The sequence below is a fragment of the Nocardioides sp. SLBN-35 genome, assembly GCF_006715725.1.
Taxonomy (GTDB): Bacteria; Actinomycetota; Actinomycetes; order Propionibacteriales; family Nocardioidaceae; genus Nocardioides.
The window spans coordinates 2,343,258-2,360,859 of the sequence record NZ_VFNU01000001.1 but is presented as its reverse complement, the minus strand read 5'-3'; the positions used below and the strand labels follow the sequence as shown (position 1 = coordinate 2,360,859).

Genomic DNA, 17,602 nt, shown 5'->3' with positions numbered 1-17,602 from the left:
TCAGGCGCCGGCGGCCGGCGGAGCGGTCGGGTCGGTGTCGCCGGCGCCCTGCTCCCGGGCGACCCAGTCCTCGATCGCGTTGATGTCGTCCTTGCTGCGGGTGACCACCGCGAGCAGGTCGTTCATGGTCGCGACCTCCTCGACCTGCTCCTTGATGAACCACTGCATGAACTGCTCGGAGGCGAAGTCGTACTCGTCGCGGGCGATGCGCAGCAGGCCGTTGATCTGCTCGGTGACCCGCTTCTCCTGCTCCAGGGCCAGCTCGATCGGCGCGACGACGTCGTCGAAGACGGCGACCGGCGCCTCGACGCCCGGGATCTTCACGGGAGCGTCGGTGTCGAGGAGGTACTGCACCATCATCATGGCGTGCAGGCGCTCCTCGAGCGCCTGGGCGTAGAAGAAGGCCGCCAGCTGGGGCATCGTCAGCGCGTCGTAGTGCACGGCGCACGCGAGGTACTGGTTGTGCGCGGCGAACTCGTTGCCGATCTGGACATTGAGCTGGTCGGTGAAGCGGGGTGCGGCCATGGGCGCCAGCCTAGTCGGCGGCGTGAGCGAGCCTCAGGCGGCCTTCTGCAGGCTCTTCTTGGTGACCTTCTTGCCGTCGGAGCGCACCAGCACGCGCTTCTTGACGGTGTAGCCCTCGGGGAGGGTGCCCTCCTTGAGCATCCGCAGGGGGCAGCGACCGCAGCGCGACTTCGACACGCAGCACTTCGTCTTGGGGAGCTTGCGCACCTTCCCCTTCGACTTCTTCTTGTCCTTGCCCACACGACGAGGGTAAGCGATTGAGGGTAGGCAGACCTAACCGACGTGACGCGGCTCACATGTGCCGCGGACTACTAGGGTTCCGGTCGTGATCGAGATCTGGCTGAACCCCGCCTGCTCCAAGTGCCGCACCGCCGAGAGCGAACTCCGGGCCGCCGGCGTCGACTACACCGTCCGCCGCTACCTCGACGAGCCGCCGACCATCACCGAGCTCGAGGACGTGCTCGCCCGCCTCGGCCTCGAGCCCTGGGACATCGCGCGTACGGCGGACGCCGGCAAGCTGGGCGTCACGCTGCCCGCCCGGGCGGCCGAGCAGCGCGCGGCATGGCTCGACCTGATGGCCGCGCACCCGCGCCTCATCCAGCGCCCGATCCTCACCGCCTCGGACGGTACGACGGTCGTCGGTCGCGACCCCGAGTCGTTGTCCCGGGTGATCGCGGCCGAGTGACCGACGGGTCATGTAACTAAGTGTTACAGCACAGATATCCACCACTCTGGCCCCACAGGCACCAAATCAGTGCTGTAACACTTAGTTACAAGTGAGCGGCGGTCTCACCCCAGGCCGTTGGCCCTGCGGATAACGTTGACGATGCCGCCCATGATCTCGGTCAGCCCGAAGTCCTTGGGCGTGTAGACCGCGGCGACGCCCTGCTCGATCAGCGCCTTCCCGTCGGACTCGGGGATGATCCCGCCGACGATGACGGGGACCTCGCCCATCCCGGCCGCGCGCAGACCATCGAGGACGGCGGGCACCAGCTCCATGTGGGAGCCGGACAGGATCGAGAGGCCGACGCAGTGGACGTCCTCGGCGACCGCGGCGGCGACGATCTGCTCCGGGGTCAGCCGGATGCCCTGGTAGATCACCTCGAAGCCCGCGTCGCGGGCGCGTACGGCGACCTGCTCGGCGCCGTTCGAGTGGCCGTCGAGGCCCGGCTTGCCGACCAGCAGGCGCAGGCGGCCCCCGAGCTCCTCGCCCGTGGCGCGCACGGCCTCGCGGACGGCGGTCAGCTCGGCACCGGCCTCGGCGACGCCGACCGCACCGGCGACGCCGGTGGGGGCGCGGAACTCGCCGAAGACCTCACGCAGGACGCCGGCCCACTCCCCCGTGGTCGCGCCCGCACGGGCGGCGGCGAGGGTGGCGGCCATCAGGTTGGTGCCGGACTTGGCGTCCTCGGCGAGCCGGGCGAGAGCGGCCTCGACCTCGCCGGCGTCGCGCTGGGCCTTCCACGCCTCGACCGAGGCGAGGGCCGACTTCTCGGCCTCCGGGTCGGCGACCATGATCGCGCCGTCGAGGTCCGCGGTGAGCGGGCTCTGCTCGGTGGTGTCGAACTTGTTGACGCCGACGATGATCTCCTCGCCGGCCTCGATGGCCGCCCGGCGGCGGGCGTGGGAGGAGACCAGCTCCTGCTTCATGTAGCCGGAGTCGACGGCGGCGATCGCGCCGCCCATCGCCTGGACCCGGTCGATCTCGGCCTTGGCGCCGGCGATCAGCTCCTGCACCTTGGCCTCGACGACGGGCGAGCCGTCGAAGATGTCGTCGTACTCCAGCAGGTCGGACTCGAAGGCGAGGACCTGCTGCAGGCGCAGCGACCACTGCTGGTCCCAGGGGCGCGGGAGGCCGAGGGCCTCGTTCCACGCGGGGAGCTGGACGGCGCGGGCGCGGGCCTTCTTCGACAGCGTCACGGCGAGCATCTCGAGCACGATGCGCTGGACGTTGTTCTCGGGCTGCGCCTCCGTGAGGCCCAGGCTGTTGACCTGGACGCCGTAGCGGAAGCGGCGCATCTTCTCGTCGGTGACGCCGTAGCGCTCCCGGGTGATCTCGTCCCACAGGTCGACGAAGGCGCGCATCTTGCACATCTCCTCGACGAAGCGCACGCCCGCGTTGACGAAGAAGGAGATCCGGCCGACGACCTTCTCGAAGTCGTCGTCGGAGACCTGTCCGGAGTTCTTCACCTGGTCGAGGACGGCGATCGCGGTGCACATGGCGTACGCGATCTCCTGCACCGGCGTCGCGCCGGCCTCCTGCAGGTGGTAGCTGCAGATGTTGATCGGGTTCCACTTCGGGATCTCGTGGACCGTGTAGGCGATCATGTCGCCGATCAGGCGCAGGGAGTGCTCGGGCGGGAACACGTAGGTCCCGCGCGAGAGGTACTCCTTGATGATGTCGTTCTGCGTCGTGCCCGCGAGCTGGTGGGCGACCTCGGACGGCGAGGAGTCGGGGTTCTGCTCCTCCGCAGCGACCTGGTACATCGCGAGCAGCCACATGGCGGTCGCATTGATCGTCATCGAGGTGTTCATCTCGGTGAGGGGGATCTGGTCGAAGAGCTTGCGCATCTCGCCCAGGTGCGGCACCGGTACGCCGACCTTGCCGACCTCACCGCGCGACAGTGGGCTGTCGGGGTCGTAGCCGGTCTGGGTGGGCAGGTCGAAGGCCACCGACAGGCCGGTCTGGCCCTTGGCCAGGTTGGTCCGGTACAGGGCGTTGGACGCCTCGGCGGTCGAGTGACCGGCGTAGGTCCGCATCACCCAGGGGCGGTCCTTGGCGTGCGATGCCTTCCCGGCGGGGCCGGCTGCGTCGGGCGAGGTGCTCATACGCCGAAGCGTAGGCCGATCCCTACCTGTTGGTAACCGCCGTCCGTGTGGGGTTCTCCACAACGCCGCCCCCGAGCAGGCGGCGTTGACACGGCGACCGGGCCCGCGCTCAGGCGGGGATCGGCTCCCGCTCGAGCTCGATCAGCCGGATCAGGTGGGTGAGGTGGAGCATCCGCCGGACAGCAGGCCGGGCGCCGCGCAGGACCACGCGCACGCCGTAGCGCTGGGCCTGTCGGCTCGCGGCGGCGATCACCTTGAGCGCGGTCGCGTCGACCGAGCGGACAGCGCTGATGTCGATGACGACCGGGCTGATCAGGTCGGTGCCGCAGGCGTGGATGTGGTCGTGGACGGCGGCGCGCAGCTCGCCCGTGCTGCGGACGTCGAGGTCGCCGGCCAGGACCAGGACGGGCTCGCCGAGGACATGCTCGACGGAACTGCGCACGACGGAAGGGTGCGTGAGCTGTCGTGCTGCCATGGTTCCCTCCCGAGATCGTCCTGGGCAGGCGCCCCACACGCCTGTTACCCACCATGACGCTCCGGCAGTCCGATCGGTTGCATGCCGGGCCGAACTTTTTCGTGCCGCAGCCCCGGCTACCCTGCGAGCCATGGTCAACCTCACCCGCATCTACACGCGCACCGGCGACGCCGGTGAGACCCGCCTGGGCGACATGAGCGTGACGTCGAAGACCGACCTGCGGCTCGAGGCCTACGCGACCGTCGACGAGGCCAACGCCCAGATCGCGGTGGCCGTGGCGACCGGCGGGCTCAGCGACCACGTCGTCGCCGTGCTCACGCACGTCCAGAACGAGATGTTCGACGTGGGCGCCGACCTGTGCAACCCGGTGGTGGCCGACCCGGAGTACCCGCCGCTGCGGATCGAGCAGCCCTCGATCGACCGGCTCGAGAGGTGGTGCGACCACTTCAACGAGGACCTCGAGAAGCTGCGGTCCTTCATCCTCAACGGCGGCACCCCGGCGGCGGCGCAGCTGCACGTCGCGCGCACCGTCGTACGACGTGCCGAGCGGGCCGCGTGGGCGGCCAACGCCGTGCACGGCGAGACGATGAACCCGCTCGCCATCACCTACCTCAACCGGCTCAGCGACCTGCTGTTCATCCTGGCCCGGCACGCCAACCGCGAGGTCGGCGACGTGCTGTGGGTGCCCGGCGGCGACCGCGGCTACTCCGACGAGCGCGAGCAGACCAGCTGAGGCGCCGCGGATAACCCGTTGCACCCGGCGGTCCGCACTGCCGACGATGCAGCGGTGGACGTGACCTTCACGAAGCTCGCCGGGCGCTACGAGATCGCCGTCGACCGCTCGGTCGGCGCGGCTCTCGCGCCGCGCAACGGACCGGGCCACAGCGACGCCGTGCCCCACGACGTCGCGCATCTGCTGGTGGAGGTCGAGGACGGCATCCGCGGCGGCGTCTACGGCCGGCTCGCGGCGGCCGACGGCGACGACGGGCTGTTCTGGCCGGCCGACCCGGCCGCGCGCCGCGCCTCGTCGAGGAGGCGACGCGAGCCGACCCCCGAGGAGTCGGCCGACATGGCGCGCTCGGAGCGGCTCGCGTCCCTCACGGTGGCGCTGTGGGAGGTCGGGCGCGGGCGGCGGCGCCCGGACCCGGCATGGCCGGGGCGGGTCGAGGACAGCGAGGTCGACCCGGCGCTGCTGGAGCGGCTGTTCGCGCGGTACGACGAGTTCGCCGCCCGCTGGTCGGGGCTGCCGGTCGGCGGCTCGATCACGCTGCCCTGGCCGTTCCCCGAGGGCACCGGGAAGCGCCGTCGCACCGGTCGGTGAGGCTCGTCCCGCCGCGATCCGGCCTTCGTCGCAGGTGCGTGCCACGATGAGGGAACCGTGGACGTCCTCGCCGAGCTGACCGACGACTTCCTGGCGCGCCACTTCGACGCCGGGACGCTGGAGCGTGCCCGCTCGATCGTCGCTGCGGGCGGCGTCCGGCGTCCCGAGATCGGGATGCGCTCGGCGGCGTCGGTCACGGCGACGGCGGAGGTCCTCGGGAGCCGGGAGGCGCCGTACCAGGTCCAGCTGCACGTCGAGGCACCCAACGCGAGCTACGCCGGCTGGGTGTTCACGGTGTGCACCTGCCCGGTGCGCTCGGTGTGCAAGCACGGCGCCGCGCTGGCGCTGAGCCTGCGCCAGACCTTCACCCAGCCGGCCGGCGAGGCCGCGTGGCGACGCTCGGTGGAGCGGCTGGTCGGCGAGCTGGCGCGCCAGCAGCCGTCGGTGCGCGAGGAGGTGCCGCTCGCGCTGGAGGTGACCCTCGACCGCGGTCGCGGCAGCTACCGCGCCGCCGGCCCGACGCTGCGGGTCCGGCCACTGCGGCAGGGCAAGAGCAAGCCGTGGATCAAGAGCGGCGCCGAGTGGAATGACGTCGCCGGCAGCCCGCGCGGCTTCGTGCAGCGGCAGGCCGACGCGCTCGCCGCGCTGCACACCCAGTGGGCCGGCCACCGCGGCTACTACTCCGCCGGGGTCTCCCCCGCGCTCGACGAGTTCGGCGACCAGGTGGTCCGCGCCCTGCGCAACGCCCGCGACGCCGGCGTCACCCTGCTGGCCGCCCGGCCACTGGTCTCCGTCGAGGTCGCCGACGAGCCGGCCGAGGTGGTCGCCGAGCTCGGCGACGTCGACGGCGGTACGACGATGCGCGCGGTCGTCACCCTCGCCGAGCGGACCTGGCGCGACGAGTCCGTGGTGCTGGTCGGCTCCCCCGCGTCGGTCGTCGGCCTGCTCGACGACAGCGGCCACCTCCTCATCGCCGCGACCACGACCCCGGTGCCGCCCGCGCTGCGCCACCTGGTCGACGGCCCGCCGATCCTGGTCCCGCCCGCCGACCTGGCCGACTTCCGCGAGACGCTGCCCGGGCTGATGCGGCTGGTGCCGGTGCGCGCGGACGCGTCGTCGGTCGAGCTGCCCGAGCCGCTGGCGCCGACACTGGTGCTGACCGTCTCGTGGCACACCTCGACCAAGGCGGGCCTGGCGTGGCACTGGCAGTACGGCGCCGACCCGGAGCGCAGCCGCCCGCTCACCAGCAGCGACTCCCTCGGCGGGGTCAGGGACCGTGCCGCGGAGCAGGCACTGCTCGCGACCGTGCCGCCGGCGCTGCTGCAGGTCTCGACGCTCATCGACGGCGACGCCCTCACCCTGGCCATCCACGACCTGCCGCACCTGCGCGAGACGGAGGGCGTGCGGGTCGTCGAGGAGGAGCGGCCCGACTTCCGCGAGGCCGACGTGGCGCCCGAGATCCGGTTCGACCTGGTCGAGCCCGACTCCAGCACGACGTCCAGCACGACCGACTGGCTCGACCTGGCCGTGACCGTCAGCGTCGACGGCGAGCAGATCCCGCTGCCCGACGTCCTCGCCGCCCTCACCCTCGACCTGGAGTTCCTCGTGCTGCCGAGCGGGCTCTACGTGACCACCGACCGCCCCGAGTTCGACCGGCTGCGCGAGGTGGTCACCGCGGCCGCCGAGCTGCGCGAGCGCGAGGGCGACCGGATCGGCATCGGCCACCACGACCTCGGCCTGTGGGCCCAGCTCGCCGAGACCGGTCTCGTCGACGCCCAGGTCGCCGCGTGGGTCGAGCGGGCCCGGGCGCTGCGGGACCTCACCGACATCCCGCGACCCGAGCCGCGCGGCCTGGTCACCGACCTGCGCAGCTACCAGCGCGAGGGCTTCTGGTGGCTGGCATTCCTGTGGCAGCACGGCCTCGGCGGTGTGCTCGCCGACGACATGGGTCTCGGCAAGACGCTCCAGGTGCTCGCCCTCATCACCCACGCCCGCGCCCAACGTCCTCTCGACGCGCCCTTCCTCGTCGTCGCCCCGACCAGCGTCGTCACCGCCTGGGCCACCGAGACCGCCCGGCACGCGCCGGGCCTGCGCGTCGCGGTGGCCTCGCGTCGTACCGACGACGTGGCGGCGCTGGCCCGCGACCACGACGTGGTCGTCACGACGTACACCCTGCTCCGGCTGGCCCACGAGGAGTACGCCGACCTGGCCTGGTCCGGGCTGGTGCTCGACGAGGCGCAGCAGGCCAAGAACCACCAGAGCAAGACCTACCAGGCGATCCGCACCATCGACGCGCCGTTCCGCCTCGCCGTCACCGGCACGCCGTTCGAGAACCGGCTGATGGAGCTGTGGTCGCTGCTCTCGATCACGGTGCCCGGCCTGTACCCCTGGCCGCGCACGTTCCAGGACAAGGTCGTGCGGCCGGTCGAGCGCGACGGCGACCAGGTCGTGCTCGACCGGTTCCGAGCGCGGATCAGGCCGTTCCTGCTGCGGCGCACCAAGGAGCTGGTCGCCGACGACCTGCCGCCCAAGCAGGAGCAGGTCCTCCAGGTCGACCTCGACGCCGCGCACCGCAGGATCTACGACACCCACCTGGCCAAGGAGCGGCAGCGGATCCTCGGCCTGGTCGAGGACTTCGACCGCAACCGGGTCGCCATCTTCAGCGCGCTGACCAAGCTGCGACAGCTCGCCCTCGACCCCGCGCTCGTCGACGACGAGCACGAGAGCGTCGGCTCCGCCAAGCTCGACGTGCTCGTCGAGCACCTCGCCGAGATCACGGCCGAGGGCCACCGGGCTCTGGTGTTCAGCCAGTTCACGTCCTTCCTCACCCGGGTCCGCTCGCGCCTCGACGACGTGGGGATCGCGACGACCTACCTCGACGGCACGACCCGCGACCGCGCGGGCGTCATCGACAGGTTCCGCTCCGGTGCCTCCCCCGTCTTCCTCATCTCCCTCAAGGCCGGCGGCACCGGCCTGACCCTCACCGAGGCCGACTACGTCTTCGTGCTCGACCCGTGGTGGAACCCCGCCGCCGAGGCGCAGGCCGTCGACCGCGCCCACCGGATCGGCCAGACGCGCCACGTCCACGTCTACCGGCTGGTCGCGACCGACACCATCGAGGAGAAGGTGATGGAGCTCAAGGCCCGCAAGGCCGAGCTGTTCGCACAGGTCATCGACGGCGACGGAGCGATGAGCACGTCGATCGGGGCCGAGGACATCCGCGGTCTGTTCGAGGAGTGACGTCGGTGCCGGTCAGGGCGCCGGAGCGGCGCTGACCTCGGACGCCGGGTTGCGGATCAGCAGCCACGACAGCGCACCGCCGGCGACCAGCAGGCCGGCACAGCACAGCATCGCCGTGCGGTAACCGGCATCGAAGACCTCCGGGCGCTGGTAGTCGGCGCCCGCGAGCCCCACCACGAGCGGCAGGGCGGCGACCGCGAGCAGCGAGCCGGCGCGGGCGACGGCGTTGTTGACGCCCGAGGCGACACCGGCGTGCTCGTCGGGTACGGCGGCCAGCACGGCCGCGGTCAACGGGGCCACGAGCGAGGCGAGCCCCAGCCCGAACACGGTCAGCGGCAGGGCGACCTCGGTCCAGTAGTCGAGCTCGGCGTCGATCCGGCTCAGCAGCAGGGCGCCGACCGCGCACAGCAGCGGGCCGACGGTCATCGGCAGGCGCGGACCGATCCGGCCGGCGAGGGCGCCCCCGCGACCGGCGAGCAGCAGCATGACGATCGTGATCGGCAGCGTGGACAGGCCGGCCTCGAGCGGGCCGAGGCCGGCGACGGTCTGCAGCTGCAGGACGAGGAAGAAGAGGACGCCGCCGAGCGCGGCGTAGGTCAGCAGGGTCATCGCGTTCGCGGCGCTGAACTGACGTGAGGCGAACAACCCCGGCGGCAGCAGCGGCGCGTGCGAGCGGCGCTCGTCGAACCAGAAGGCGACCCCGGCCACGAGGCCGACCACGAGCGCGACGACGGCGACCGTCGGCTCGGTCCGCCACTCGATCAGCGCATAGGTGAGACCGCCCAGCGCGAGGGTGCACAGCGCCGCGCCAGAGAGGTCGAAGCCCCGCACCGCCGACGGGTCGCGGGTCTCGGGGACTCGGCGGGCGACGGCCAGGGTGAACAGGGCGACGGGCAGGTTGATGAGGAACACCCAGCGCCAGCTCACCGACTGGACCAGCCAGCCGCCGAGGAAGGGGCCGATCGCGGTAGCGACGCCGCCGAGCCCGGACCAGGTGCCGATCGCTCGGGACCGGTCGGAGGGCGCGAACGAGCCCTGGATCATGGCGAGACTGCCCGGCACGAGCAATGCGGCGGCGACGCCCTGTGCGATCCGGGCGAGGATCAGGACCTCCGCAGTCGGGGCGAGACCGCACGCGACCGAGGTGAGGGCGAAGCCGAGCACGCCGGTCATGAAGATCCGGCGTCGCCCGAACCGGTCGCCGAGCGAGCCGCCGAGCAGGGTGAGCGAGGCGAGGCTGAGCAGGTAGCCGTTCGAGACCCACTGCAGCTCGCCGAGACTGGCCTCGAGGTCCTCCCCGATCCGGTGCAGGGCGACGTTGACGACGGTGCTGTCGAGCAGCGCCAGCGAGGAGCCCAGGATCGCCGCGGCGAGGACCGTGCGACCGGTCCGCGACCCGACGGTGACCTCGGCGCAGGTCGGATCCACTTGCCGAGCGTAGTGGAGACGGGAGTTGGTGAGGGGGCTGTGATTGGATGCCGCCATGCTGAGGGTGGGACTGAGGTGTGCCGGCCTGCCGACCGTGACGCTCGGTTCGGGCGAGACGCTGCTGTTCGGGCGCTCGCCGCACCACGCCGTACCGCTCGACAGCCCGGACGACGCACTGCGCACGACGGCAATCGCGCTGCCGCGCTGCGCCCCGCACGTCTCCCGCCTGCTCGGTGAGCTCGTCGTGGGTGAGGAGATCGCCCGGCTGCGCTGGCACGGCGCTGGTGAGACCCAGGTGGCGAGCCTGTTCGACGCCCCGGGCGGCGCGCGGCGGGTCACGCTGGTGGAGGGCATGTCGCTCCTGCTCGACGAGGGCGAGAACCAGCTGGTCGTGCTCCGCGGCCGCGAGACCACGACGGGGACCTACGACGACCTGACCATCGTCGTCGATGTCCAGGCCTCCGCGCCGGCCGCCCCCCGCCGGCCGGTCGCCGAAGCGCCCGACACCGACGTCGACGGTACGGCGACCGCCCCCGCGCCCAGCCTGCCCCGCCTGTCGCGGGAGTGGTACGTCGCACTCGCGCTCGCCGAGCCGTGGCTCACCGGCACCGACGACTACCCGCGCCCCCCGTCCAACCGGGAGATCTACGAGCGGGTGCTGCACTGGCACGGCTACGCGTGGAACCTCGACCGCGCGCAGCGGGTCGACGACGCGATCCGCTCTGTGTCGATGCTCGCCTTCGGGCCCAAGGACGACCCGTGCCGCACGAAGGGGCGCGCGCAGAACGTGCGGTTCGCGATCGGCCGTCGTACCGCGGAGGTCCGGTTGGTCACCGCCGACGACCTCGACGCGGTCGAGAGGGCCGCGACGGCGCGGAACCTTCCGCCCGCCTGACGCTGGTGCCGCGCCCGGCGCGTCCCTACCGTTTCGCGACAACGACCGATCGGGCCACGTCACGAGCGAAGGAGACCACGATGAGCAGCAGCATGCAGGGCATGGACACCGAGCACGCGCGGGAGACGTCCGCGCGGATGGACAGCCACGCCAGCCAGGCCTCGGGCGTGTGCAGCGGGCTGTACGCCCGCCTGGGCGCGACCAACTGGGTCGGGCCGGACATGGACCGGATGATGGAGGACATGGCGTCGTCCTTCGTGCCGGAGTCGACCAACGCCGCCGAGACGCTGCGCGACCAGGCGCGGGTGCTCGCCGCCCACGCCGACCGGCAGGACGCCGCGAGCGCCTGACCCGCACCCCACCCGAGAGGGCCGCCGGCACTGCCGGCGGCCCTCTCGTGCGTCCAGGCCCGCCCAGGAGCGCGGCGACAAGGCGGAACCTTCCGCCCCTGGATCCCTCGACCGGCGGGCATGCGGCTGCCTAGCGTCCACGGCGTCCGGTCCGGCGACCGGCACCAGACCCTCCGACGAAAGGGAGATCACCATGGCGTTCCTCGGCGCAGACACCGACGAGCTCCGCGAGGTGGGGCAGGAGTTCCAGGAGGGCGCGGAGACGATCGACCAGATCATCGCGTTCGTCCGGGCGCTGATCATGGTCCTCCGCGCGGCGGCCTTCTTCAGCGGTGGCGCGAGCCTGGCCTACGCGCAGTACCTCGAGACCACGGTCCTGCCGTGGCTCCAGCGGATCTCGATGGCGCTCAAGGCCTTCGCGCAGGTGCTGCTGGCCAACGCCGACGCCCAGGACGAGGTCAGCAACGGCGCCACCGTCGACCTCGGCTCGCTCCCGATCTACCAGACGCCGGTCCTGCCGCCGTCGTCGCAGCCGTACGCCGGCGGCGACATCATCGGTGGCGGCGCGCCCGGCACCATGCCGGTCTCCGGCACCCCGGGCCACGGCACGTCGGCCCCCGTCGGCGGAGGGATCGACGGCCAGGGGCACGCCGTCGCCCAGCCCGTGCCCACCCGTACGGCGGGTGAGCCGGTCCTGGTGAGCACGACCGGCGGCGGCATCGACGGCGGCATCGACGGGGGCGCCGGCAGCGGCGCCGGCAGTGTGCCCGCGGGCGGCGGTGCCGGCAGCGCAGGCGCGCCCGGGCTCGGCACCGGCTCGGTCGACGGTGGCACCGGCACCGGCACGGGCCCCCTCAGCCCTCACGGCACGGCGACCCAGCCGGCCGACGGCGGGCTCGGCGGGGCCACCCCGGGGGCGGAGGCGACCAGGGACGCGAAGGACGCCGGGTTCGGCGGCACCGCGCAGCCGAGGGCGAGCGAGCAGTCGTCGTACGGCGCCGCGGCGGCGATCGGCGGCGGGGCGGCCGCGGCCGGCCTGGGCGGCGCGGCGCTGGCCGGGCGCTCCGGGTCCACGAACAAGGAGATCGACGACCTCGGCTCCCGCAACGGCCGCGGGTCGCGTGGCGAGGAGGTGCGCCGGGTCCAGCAGCTGCTGACCGACGCGGGCTACGACACCCAGGGCGTCGACGGGGTCTGGGGCCGCGACACCGAGCGTGCCTACGACGCCTACCGGGCCGCGCACCCGCTCGAGATCCGGCACGGCTCCGGCTACAGCTCGCCCGACGGCTTCGACTACGAGCAGATCGCCGGGCTGCGCGGCAACGCGAACGTGACGCCGGAGTTCCTGCGGGAGGTCGAGGGCGTGGCGCAGCGCATCGGCGCCCAGCCCGAGCACCTGCTGGCAGCGATGAGCTTCGAGACCGGCGGCACCTTCTCGCCGTCCGTCGAGAACCCACGCAGCGGCGCGACCGGGCTGATCCAGTTCATGGACCGCACCGCCACCGGGCTCGGCACCAGCACCGACGCGCTGTCGCGGATGACGCCCACCGAGCAGCTGACCTACGTCGAGCGCTACTTCGAGGGCCACCGTGGCCGGGTGGGCGACCTGGACAGCCTCTACACCTCGATCCTGGCCGGCCACCCCGCGTCCGGCGACGACGCCCTGTTCACCCAGGGCACCACGGCCTACCACCAGAACCGCGAGCTCGACATCGACCGCAACGGCGTCGTCACGGCCGCGGAGGCCACCGCACACGTCCGGAGCCGACTCGGCACCGGCCACTGAGCAACCGGCTCAGGACCACCCCATCCACCCGTAGCAACCGCAGCACCCGCTGCAGAACAGGAGAACCACCATGGCCATGAAGGGAATGGACGTCGAGGCCGGTCGCCAGGCGTCGCAGCAGGTCTCGCAGGGCTCGCAGGAGCTGGACGCGCTCACCGCGCGGATGACCCAGGTGATCGACGGCTTCGAGTGGGTCGGCCCCGACGCCGAGCGCACCCGCGACTCGTGGAAGTCGGAGTACGTCCCCATGCTCGGCAAGGTCAGCCAGTCCATGCAGGAGTTCGGCTCGCTGATCAACAACCAGGCCCAGGAGCAGGAGCAGGTCTCCCACTGACGACCGCCGAGTTCGTCGAGTAGCCGCGAGCGCTGGCGAGTTCCTCGCTCCGTGGCTGCTCGACGAGCTCCCAGCAAGCCCGGACGAAGGAGCCACCGATGCCGACCTGGACCCTCTCCCTGCGCACCGCCCCTGAGAGCGGGCTGCCGTCGGTCGACGTCGTGGTCCGGGCCCGCGAGGACGCGACCGTAGCGGACCTCGCCGACCAGCTGGGACGGCACCTGGCGCCCGAGCAGCACCAGCTCCAGGTGGTCCCACTCGAGGGCGACCAGCCCTGGCCGCCGGACCGTCCGCTCGCGGAGTGCGGCCTCAACACCGGCGACCTCGTCGACGTCGTGGTCGCCGGGTCGGCGTGGCGCGAGCGCAGCGGCGCGCTGCGCCGGCCGCGGGCGGTGGTGCGGGTGGTCGCCGGTCCCGACCGCGGGCACCGGACCCATGTCCGCGGCAGCTCGCTCACCCTGGGCCGCGGCCAGCACTGCACCGTGCGGCTCACCGACCCGCTGGTCTCCCAGCGGCACGCCCGGATCGACCTCGGCGTCCGGCCGACGGTGCACGACGAGGGCTCGGCCAACGGTACGACGGTCGCCGGCGAGCGCGTGGTCGCCGGCCGGGAGTTCGACTGGGGTGTGCCGGTCCGGATCGGCGCCACCACGCTGGTCGTCGACCGCGGCGACTCCCCCGCCGAGCAGCCGGCGGTGGCGGTGTTCCGTCCGCCCCGGTTCGGCGACCCGCTGGCCGAGGGCGTCCTCGAGCTGCCGTCGCCGCCGGCGAAGGTCCGGCCGACGCCGCTGCCCTGGGCGATGCTCGCGCTGCCGATGGTGATGGGGCTCGCGCTGTTCAGCCGCACCCGCACGGCCTTCGCGCTGATCTACATGCTGGCCTGGCCGCTGATGGGCTATCTCGGCTGGCGCCAGCAGCGCCGGGCCGCGGAGCGGCAGTTCCAGGAGGAGCTCGCCGACTGGCGCACCGACGTCGACGGCCTGCTCACCACGATCGACGACGCCGCGGCCCGGCAACGGCAGCGGCTCGAGGACGACTACCCGGCCACCGACGTCGTCAGGCAGCGGGCGGCCGCCCGCGACCGGTACCTGTGGGCGCGGGCCGCCGAGCGGGAGGGCTTCTTGACCACCCGGCTCGGGACCGGGACGGTGCCGGCGCTGCTGACCGGATCGATCGGCGACGGCGGCGATCGCACGGCACGTCGCGGCGTCGTCGCCGAGCTGGCACGGCGCGACCACCTCGCCGGCCTGCCCGTCGTGGCCGACCTCGCGGCGCACCCGCTCGTCGCGGTGACCGGCGCCCCCGCACCGGTGGACGCGCTGGTCCGCGCCGCCCTGCTCCGCCTCGCCTTCGACCACTCCCCGGCCGACCTGTCGGTCGCTGCCTGCCTCGGTCGCGGCCGGGCCGGCCACGAGGCATGGCTGCGCTGGCTCCCGCACGTGACCGCCCGGATCGGCGGCGAGGCCCCGGTCGCGATCGGGCCGCAGGCCTCGACCGCCCTGCTCGACCGGCTGGTCAGCGAGGACGGCCAGCGCGGCCACACGATCTGCCTGGTCGACGAGGACGCCGGTGTCCCCCGCCGCACCGTCGAGGCGGTGGCGGCCGAGGCGGGCGCCCGGCAGCTGCACCTGGTCTGGCTCGGCCGCACCCGCGACGAGGTGCCGGCCGCGACCAGCCTGCTCGTCGACCTCGACCAACAGCAGGTCGCCTCGGCCGACCGCACCGGCGTCGCCGGGCTCGACGTACCCGACGACGTCTCGCTGCACCAGGCCTGGCAGTCGGCACGCACCATGACCGGGTACGTCGACGAGGCGGCCGTGCTGCCTCCCAGCACCGCCATCCCGTCGGTGGTCCGCCTGCCCGACCTCAGCAGCGACTTCGAGGACCTCGACGAGACCACCGCGGTGCTGCGCCGCTGGCAGCAGGCGCGCGGCCTGCGCGCCCAGATCGGCACCGGCGTCGACGGCGTGGTCACCCTCGACCTGCGCGACGACGGCCCGCACGGCCTGGTCGCCGGCACCACCGGCTCCGGCAAGAGCGAGCTGCTGCAGTCGCTCATCTGCAGTCTGGCGCTCAACAACGCGCCGTCGCGGATCAACTTCCTGCTCGTCGACTACAAGGGCGGCGCCGCGTTCCGTGAGTGCGCGGAGCTGCCGCACACGGTCGGCTACATCACCGACCTCACCCCCGCCCTCGTGGCGCGCGGCCTGACCTCGCTCGGCGCCGAGATCACCGCCCGTGAGCACCTGCTGGCGGAGTACGGCGTCAAGGACCTCGTGCAGCTCGAGGCCGAGCATCCCGAGGTGGCGCCGCCCAGCCTGCTCATCTGCGTCGACGAGTTCGCCGCGCTGACCGCCGAGGTGCCCGAGTTCGTCGACGGCATGGTCAACATCGCCCAGCGCGGCCGCTCGCTCGGCATGCACCTGCTGCTCGCCACCCAACGACCGGCCGGCGTGGTGACCGGCAACATCCGCGCCAACTCCGACCTGCGGATCTCGCTGCGCGTCTCCTCGGCCGACGACTCCCGCGACGTCATCGACACCCCCGAGGCCGCCCGGATCTCCCGGCGCACGCCCGGCCGGGCCTGGATCCGGCGTACCGGGCACGGCACCGCCGAGCTGGTCCAGAGCGCCTGGACAGGTGCCCGCGCCCGGTTGCGCGACGACGAGCCGCCGGTGCTGGTGCACGCCTTCTCCGCGGAGGACCAGCCCGCCACGGCCGCCGCCGGGGAGGGGCGCCTCGACCCGCGGACCGACCTCGAGCGCTGCGTCGCCACGATCCGGCGCGCGTTCGCGCAGTCCGGCGCGGCCACACCGAAGCGGCCCTGGCTGCCGACCCTGCCGGAGGAGCTGGTCCTCGACGACCTGGCGGTGGCCGGGACCGGGCGACGCTCCGGCCGCCTGGTCGTCGGCCGGGTCGACGAGCCGGACCGGCAGGCCCAACCCGAGCTGCTCCTCGACCTCGCCACGGTGGGCCACCTGCTCGTCCACGGTGCCTCCGGCTCGGGCAAGACCGAGCTGCTGCGCACGGTCGCCGCGGCCGCCTCGCTCGGTGACGCGACCGGCGAGTCGGGAACGCCGCCGTACCTCTACGCGATCGACCACGCCGGTGGCGGGCTGGCGGTGCTGTCCGAGCTGCCGACCGTGGAGGCGGTCATCCCGGGTACCCAGACCGGGCGGGTGCTGCGCCTGATCCGCCTGCTGCGCCGTACGGCGGAGGAGCGGACCCAGCTGCTCGCCGACCGCGGCTGCGCCGACCTCGACGACCTGGCCGCCCTCGGCGTCCACCTCCCCCGGGTCTACGTCCTCGTCGACAACCTGCCCAGCCTGGTCGAGGGCCTCGAGGGCGGCGGGGGCGTGGCGCCGGCCCACGCCGAGCAGCTGCGCACGGTGCTGCAGGTCGGGCGCCGCGTCGGCATCCATGTCGTCGCCACGGCCCCCGGGCGGACCGGCGTGCCGACCGCCGTCGCGGCGAGCTTCGGGCGCCGGCTGGTGCTGCGGATGACCACGGCCGACGACTACCTGCTGCTCGGCGTACCCGGCAACGTCCTCGACGCCGACAGCCCCGCCGGCAGCGGCCTCCTCGAGGGTCGCCAGGTGCAGGTCGGCACCACCGGCGGCGCCGGCAGCCCGCGCCAGGCCGAGCACCTGCGCCGGCTCGCCGAGCGTCTCGCCGACCGGGTCCGCGACCGCGGCCGGGCCCCCGTGCCGCCGATGCCCGCCCGCCTCGAACCCGCCGCGCTGCCCGCACCGGCCGGCGCGAGGGTGACCATCGCGGTCGACGCCGACGCCGTGTCCGTGCTCGACGTCGACCTGCTCGCCGGACCGGTCCTGGTCGCCGGGCGGGCCCGCAGCGGCCGTACGTCGGCGCTCGAGGGCCTGGCGCAGCTCGTCCGTGGGGGCGAGGACGCGCCCCGGATCGTCCGCGCGAGGTCGTACGACGACGCCCTGGCCGGCGTCGAGGGGTGGCTCGCCGCGCCCGCCGCACCCGCCGCGGAGTCCTGGTGCCTGCTGCTCGCCGACGACGTGGACGCCTGGCCGCCCGCCGGCGAGGCCCGTGACCGCCTGCTGGGGCTGCTCGAGGAGCACCGCGGCCGGGTCGCCCTGGTGCTGACCGCCGACGTCGCGGCGGCCCGCCAGCGCGGCACCGGACCGGGACTGGTCGAGCTCGCCCGGGCCCAGCGACGCGGCTTCCTGCTCCAGCCCGAGTGGGGCGACGGCGACGTCCTCGGCGTCACCGTGCCGACCAAGACCTCCGAGCCGCTCAGCGGTCCGGGACGCGGGCTGTGGTGCGACGGCGGGGCCACGTGGGTCGCCCAGCTCGTCGGCGCCGACCCCGTGGCGGCGGCAGGTGCCGGGTGAGGCGGCGAGCCGGAAGGTTCCGTCCTGGTCCCGCGGGGCATGTTGCGGATGGCCCCGG

At 73.4% G+C, this 17,602-nt stretch carries 14 protein-coding genes; 9 read left to right on the top strand and 5 right to left on the bottom strand.

The features are described 5' to 3' along the window. Complete coding sequence (locus FBY23_RS11425) at window positions 1–525, bottom strand: ferritin (RefSeq protein WP_141798255.1); 525 nt, start codon at window positions 523–525, stop codon at window positions 1–3. Between the two features lie 33 nt (window positions 526–558). Continuing rightward, the gene (locus FBY23_RS11420; RefSeq protein WP_174245202.1) at window positions 559–765 is read right to left on the bottom strand and encodes a hypothetical protein; all 207 of its coding nucleotides are present in this window, start codon (window positions 763–765) and stop codon (window positions 559–561) included. 85 nt (window positions 766–850) lie between these two features. On the opposite strand from FBY23_RS11420, the gene FBY23_RS11415 reads away from it, so the two are divergent. Next, complete coding sequence (locus FBY23_RS11415; protein ID WP_260805911.1) at window positions 851–1,210, top strand: ArsC/Spx/MgsR family protein; 360 nt, start codon at window positions 851–853, stop codon at window positions 1,208–1,210. A gap of 104 nt (window positions 1,211–1,314) precedes the next feature. Here the strand turns inward: FBY23_RS11415 and FBY23_RS11410 are convergent, their stop codons facing one another. Further along, the gene (locus FBY23_RS11410) at window positions 1,315–3,354 is read right to left on the bottom strand and encodes a protein meaA (protein WP_141798253.1); all 2,040 of its coding nucleotides are present in this window, start codon (window positions 3,352–3,354) and stop codon (window positions 1,315–1,317) included. A gap of 109 nt (window positions 3,355–3,463) precedes the next feature. Next, complete coding sequence (locus FBY23_RS11405) at window positions 3,464–3,796, bottom strand: STAS domain-containing protein (RefSeq protein ID WP_260805910.1); 333 nt, start codon at window positions 3,794–3,796, stop codon at window positions 3,464–3,466. 163 nt (window positions 3,797–3,959) lie between these two features. On the opposite strand from FBY23_RS11405, the gene FBY23_RS11400 reads away from it, so the two are divergent. The 3 genes from FBY23_RS11400 to FBY23_RS11390 are packed head-to-tail and all read left to right on the top strand — an operon-like array spanning window position 3,960 to window position 8,390. Then, window positions 3,960–4,562, top strand: a complete 603-nt coding sequence (locus FBY23_RS11400; RefSeq protein WP_141798251.1) for a cob(I)yrinic acid a,c-diamide adenosyltransferase — start codon at window positions 3,960–3,962, stop codon at window positions 4,560–4,562. Window positions 4,563–4,616: 54 nt separating this feature from the next. Continuing rightward, window positions 4,617–5,150: a hypothetical protein gene (locus FBY23_RS11395; protein WP_222117797.1), complete on the top strand. Its 534-nt coding sequence runs from the start codon at window positions 4,617–4,619 to the stop codon at window positions 5,148–5,150. Window positions 5,151–5,207: 57 nt separating this feature from the next. Beyond that, window positions 5,208–8,390 carry a DEAD/DEAH box helicase gene (locus FBY23_RS11390; RefSeq protein WP_141798250.1) on the top strand — a complete coding sequence of 1,061 codons (3,183 nt, stop codon included), beginning with the start codon at window positions 5,208–5,210 and terminating at the stop codon, window positions 8,388–8,390. Between the two features lie 12 nt (window positions 8,391–8,402). Here FBY23_RS11390 and FBY23_RS11385 read toward each other — a convergent pair whose 3' ends face one another. After that, on the bottom strand, window positions 8,403–9,818 hold the full coding sequence (locus FBY23_RS11385) for an MFS transporter (RefSeq protein WP_260805909.1): 1,416 nt from the start codon (window positions 9,816–9,818) through the stop codon (window positions 8,403–8,405). 55 nt (window positions 9,819–9,873) lie between these two features. Between FBY23_RS11385 and FBY23_RS11380 the strand changes: the two genes are divergently transcribed. The 5 genes from FBY23_RS11380 (at window position 9,874) to FBY23_RS11360 (ending at window position 17,544) form a co-directional block, all read left to right on the top strand. Further along, window positions 9,874–10,713, top strand: a complete 840-nt coding sequence (locus FBY23_RS11380; RefSeq protein ID WP_141798248.1) for a hypothetical protein — start codon at window positions 9,874–9,876, stop codon at window positions 10,711–10,713. An 80-nt stretch (window positions 10,714–10,793) separates the two neighbouring features. Then, window positions 10,794–11,063 (top strand): hypothetical protein, encoded by a 270-nt coding sequence (locus FBY23_RS11375; protein ID WP_141798247.1) that lies wholly within the window; start codon window positions 10,794–10,796, stop codon window positions 11,061–11,063. Between the two features lie 193 nt (window positions 11,064–11,256). Then, window positions 11,257–12,849 (top strand): peptidoglycan-binding protein, encoded by a 1,593-nt coding sequence (locus FBY23_RS11370; protein ID WP_141798246.1) that lies wholly within the window; start codon window positions 11,257–11,259, stop codon window positions 12,847–12,849. 70 nt (window positions 12,850–12,919) lie between these two features. After that, entirely contained in the window at window positions 12,920–13,183 is a 264-nt protein-coding gene (locus FBY23_RS11365) for a hypothetical protein (RefSeq protein WP_141798245.1), read from the top strand. 98 nt (window positions 13,184–13,281) lie between these two features. Next, window positions 13,282–17,544, top strand: a complete 4,263-nt coding sequence (locus FBY23_RS11360) for an FtsK/SpoIIIE domain-containing protein (protein ID WP_141798244.1) — start codon at window positions 13,282–13,284, stop codon at window positions 17,542–17,544. Window positions 17,545–17,602 lie beyond the last annotated feature (58 nt).

What these genes read in the sequence shown, in the direction of transcription:
- FBY23_RS11425 (WP_141798255.1), bottom strand. Translation starts at nt 525, where the DNA reads ATGGCCGCACCCCGCTTCACCGACCAGCTCAATGTCCAGATCGGCAAC.
- FBY23_RS11410 (WP_141798253.1), bottom strand. Translation starts at nt 3,354, where the DNA reads ATGAGCACCTCGCCCGACGCAGCCGGCCCCGCCGGGAAGGCATCGCAC.
- FBY23_RS11400 (WP_141798251.1), top strand. Translation starts at nt 3,960, where the DNA reads ATGGTCAACCTCACCCGCATCTACACGCGCACCGGCGACGCCGGTGAG.
- FBY23_RS11380 (WP_141798248.1), top strand. Translation starts at nt 9,874, where the DNA reads ATGCTGAGGGTGGGACTGAGGTGTGCCGGCCTGCCGACCGTGACGCTC.
- FBY23_RS11375 (WP_141798247.1), top strand. Translation starts at nt 10,794, where the DNA reads ATGAGCAGCAGCATGCAGGGCATGGACACCGAGCACGCGCGGGAGACG.
- FBY23_RS11370 (WP_141798246.1), top strand. Translation starts at nt 11,257, where the DNA reads ATGGCGTTCCTCGGCGCAGACACCGACGAGCTCCGCGAGGTGGGGCAG.
- FBY23_RS11365 (WP_141798245.1), top strand. Translation starts at nt 12,920, where the DNA reads ATGGCCATGAAGGGAATGGACGTCGAGGCCGGTCGCCAGGCGTCGCAG.
- FBY23_RS11360 (WP_141798244.1), top strand. Translation starts at nt 13,282, where the DNA reads ATGCCGACCTGGACCCTCTCCCTGCGCACCGCCCCTGAGAGCGGGCTG.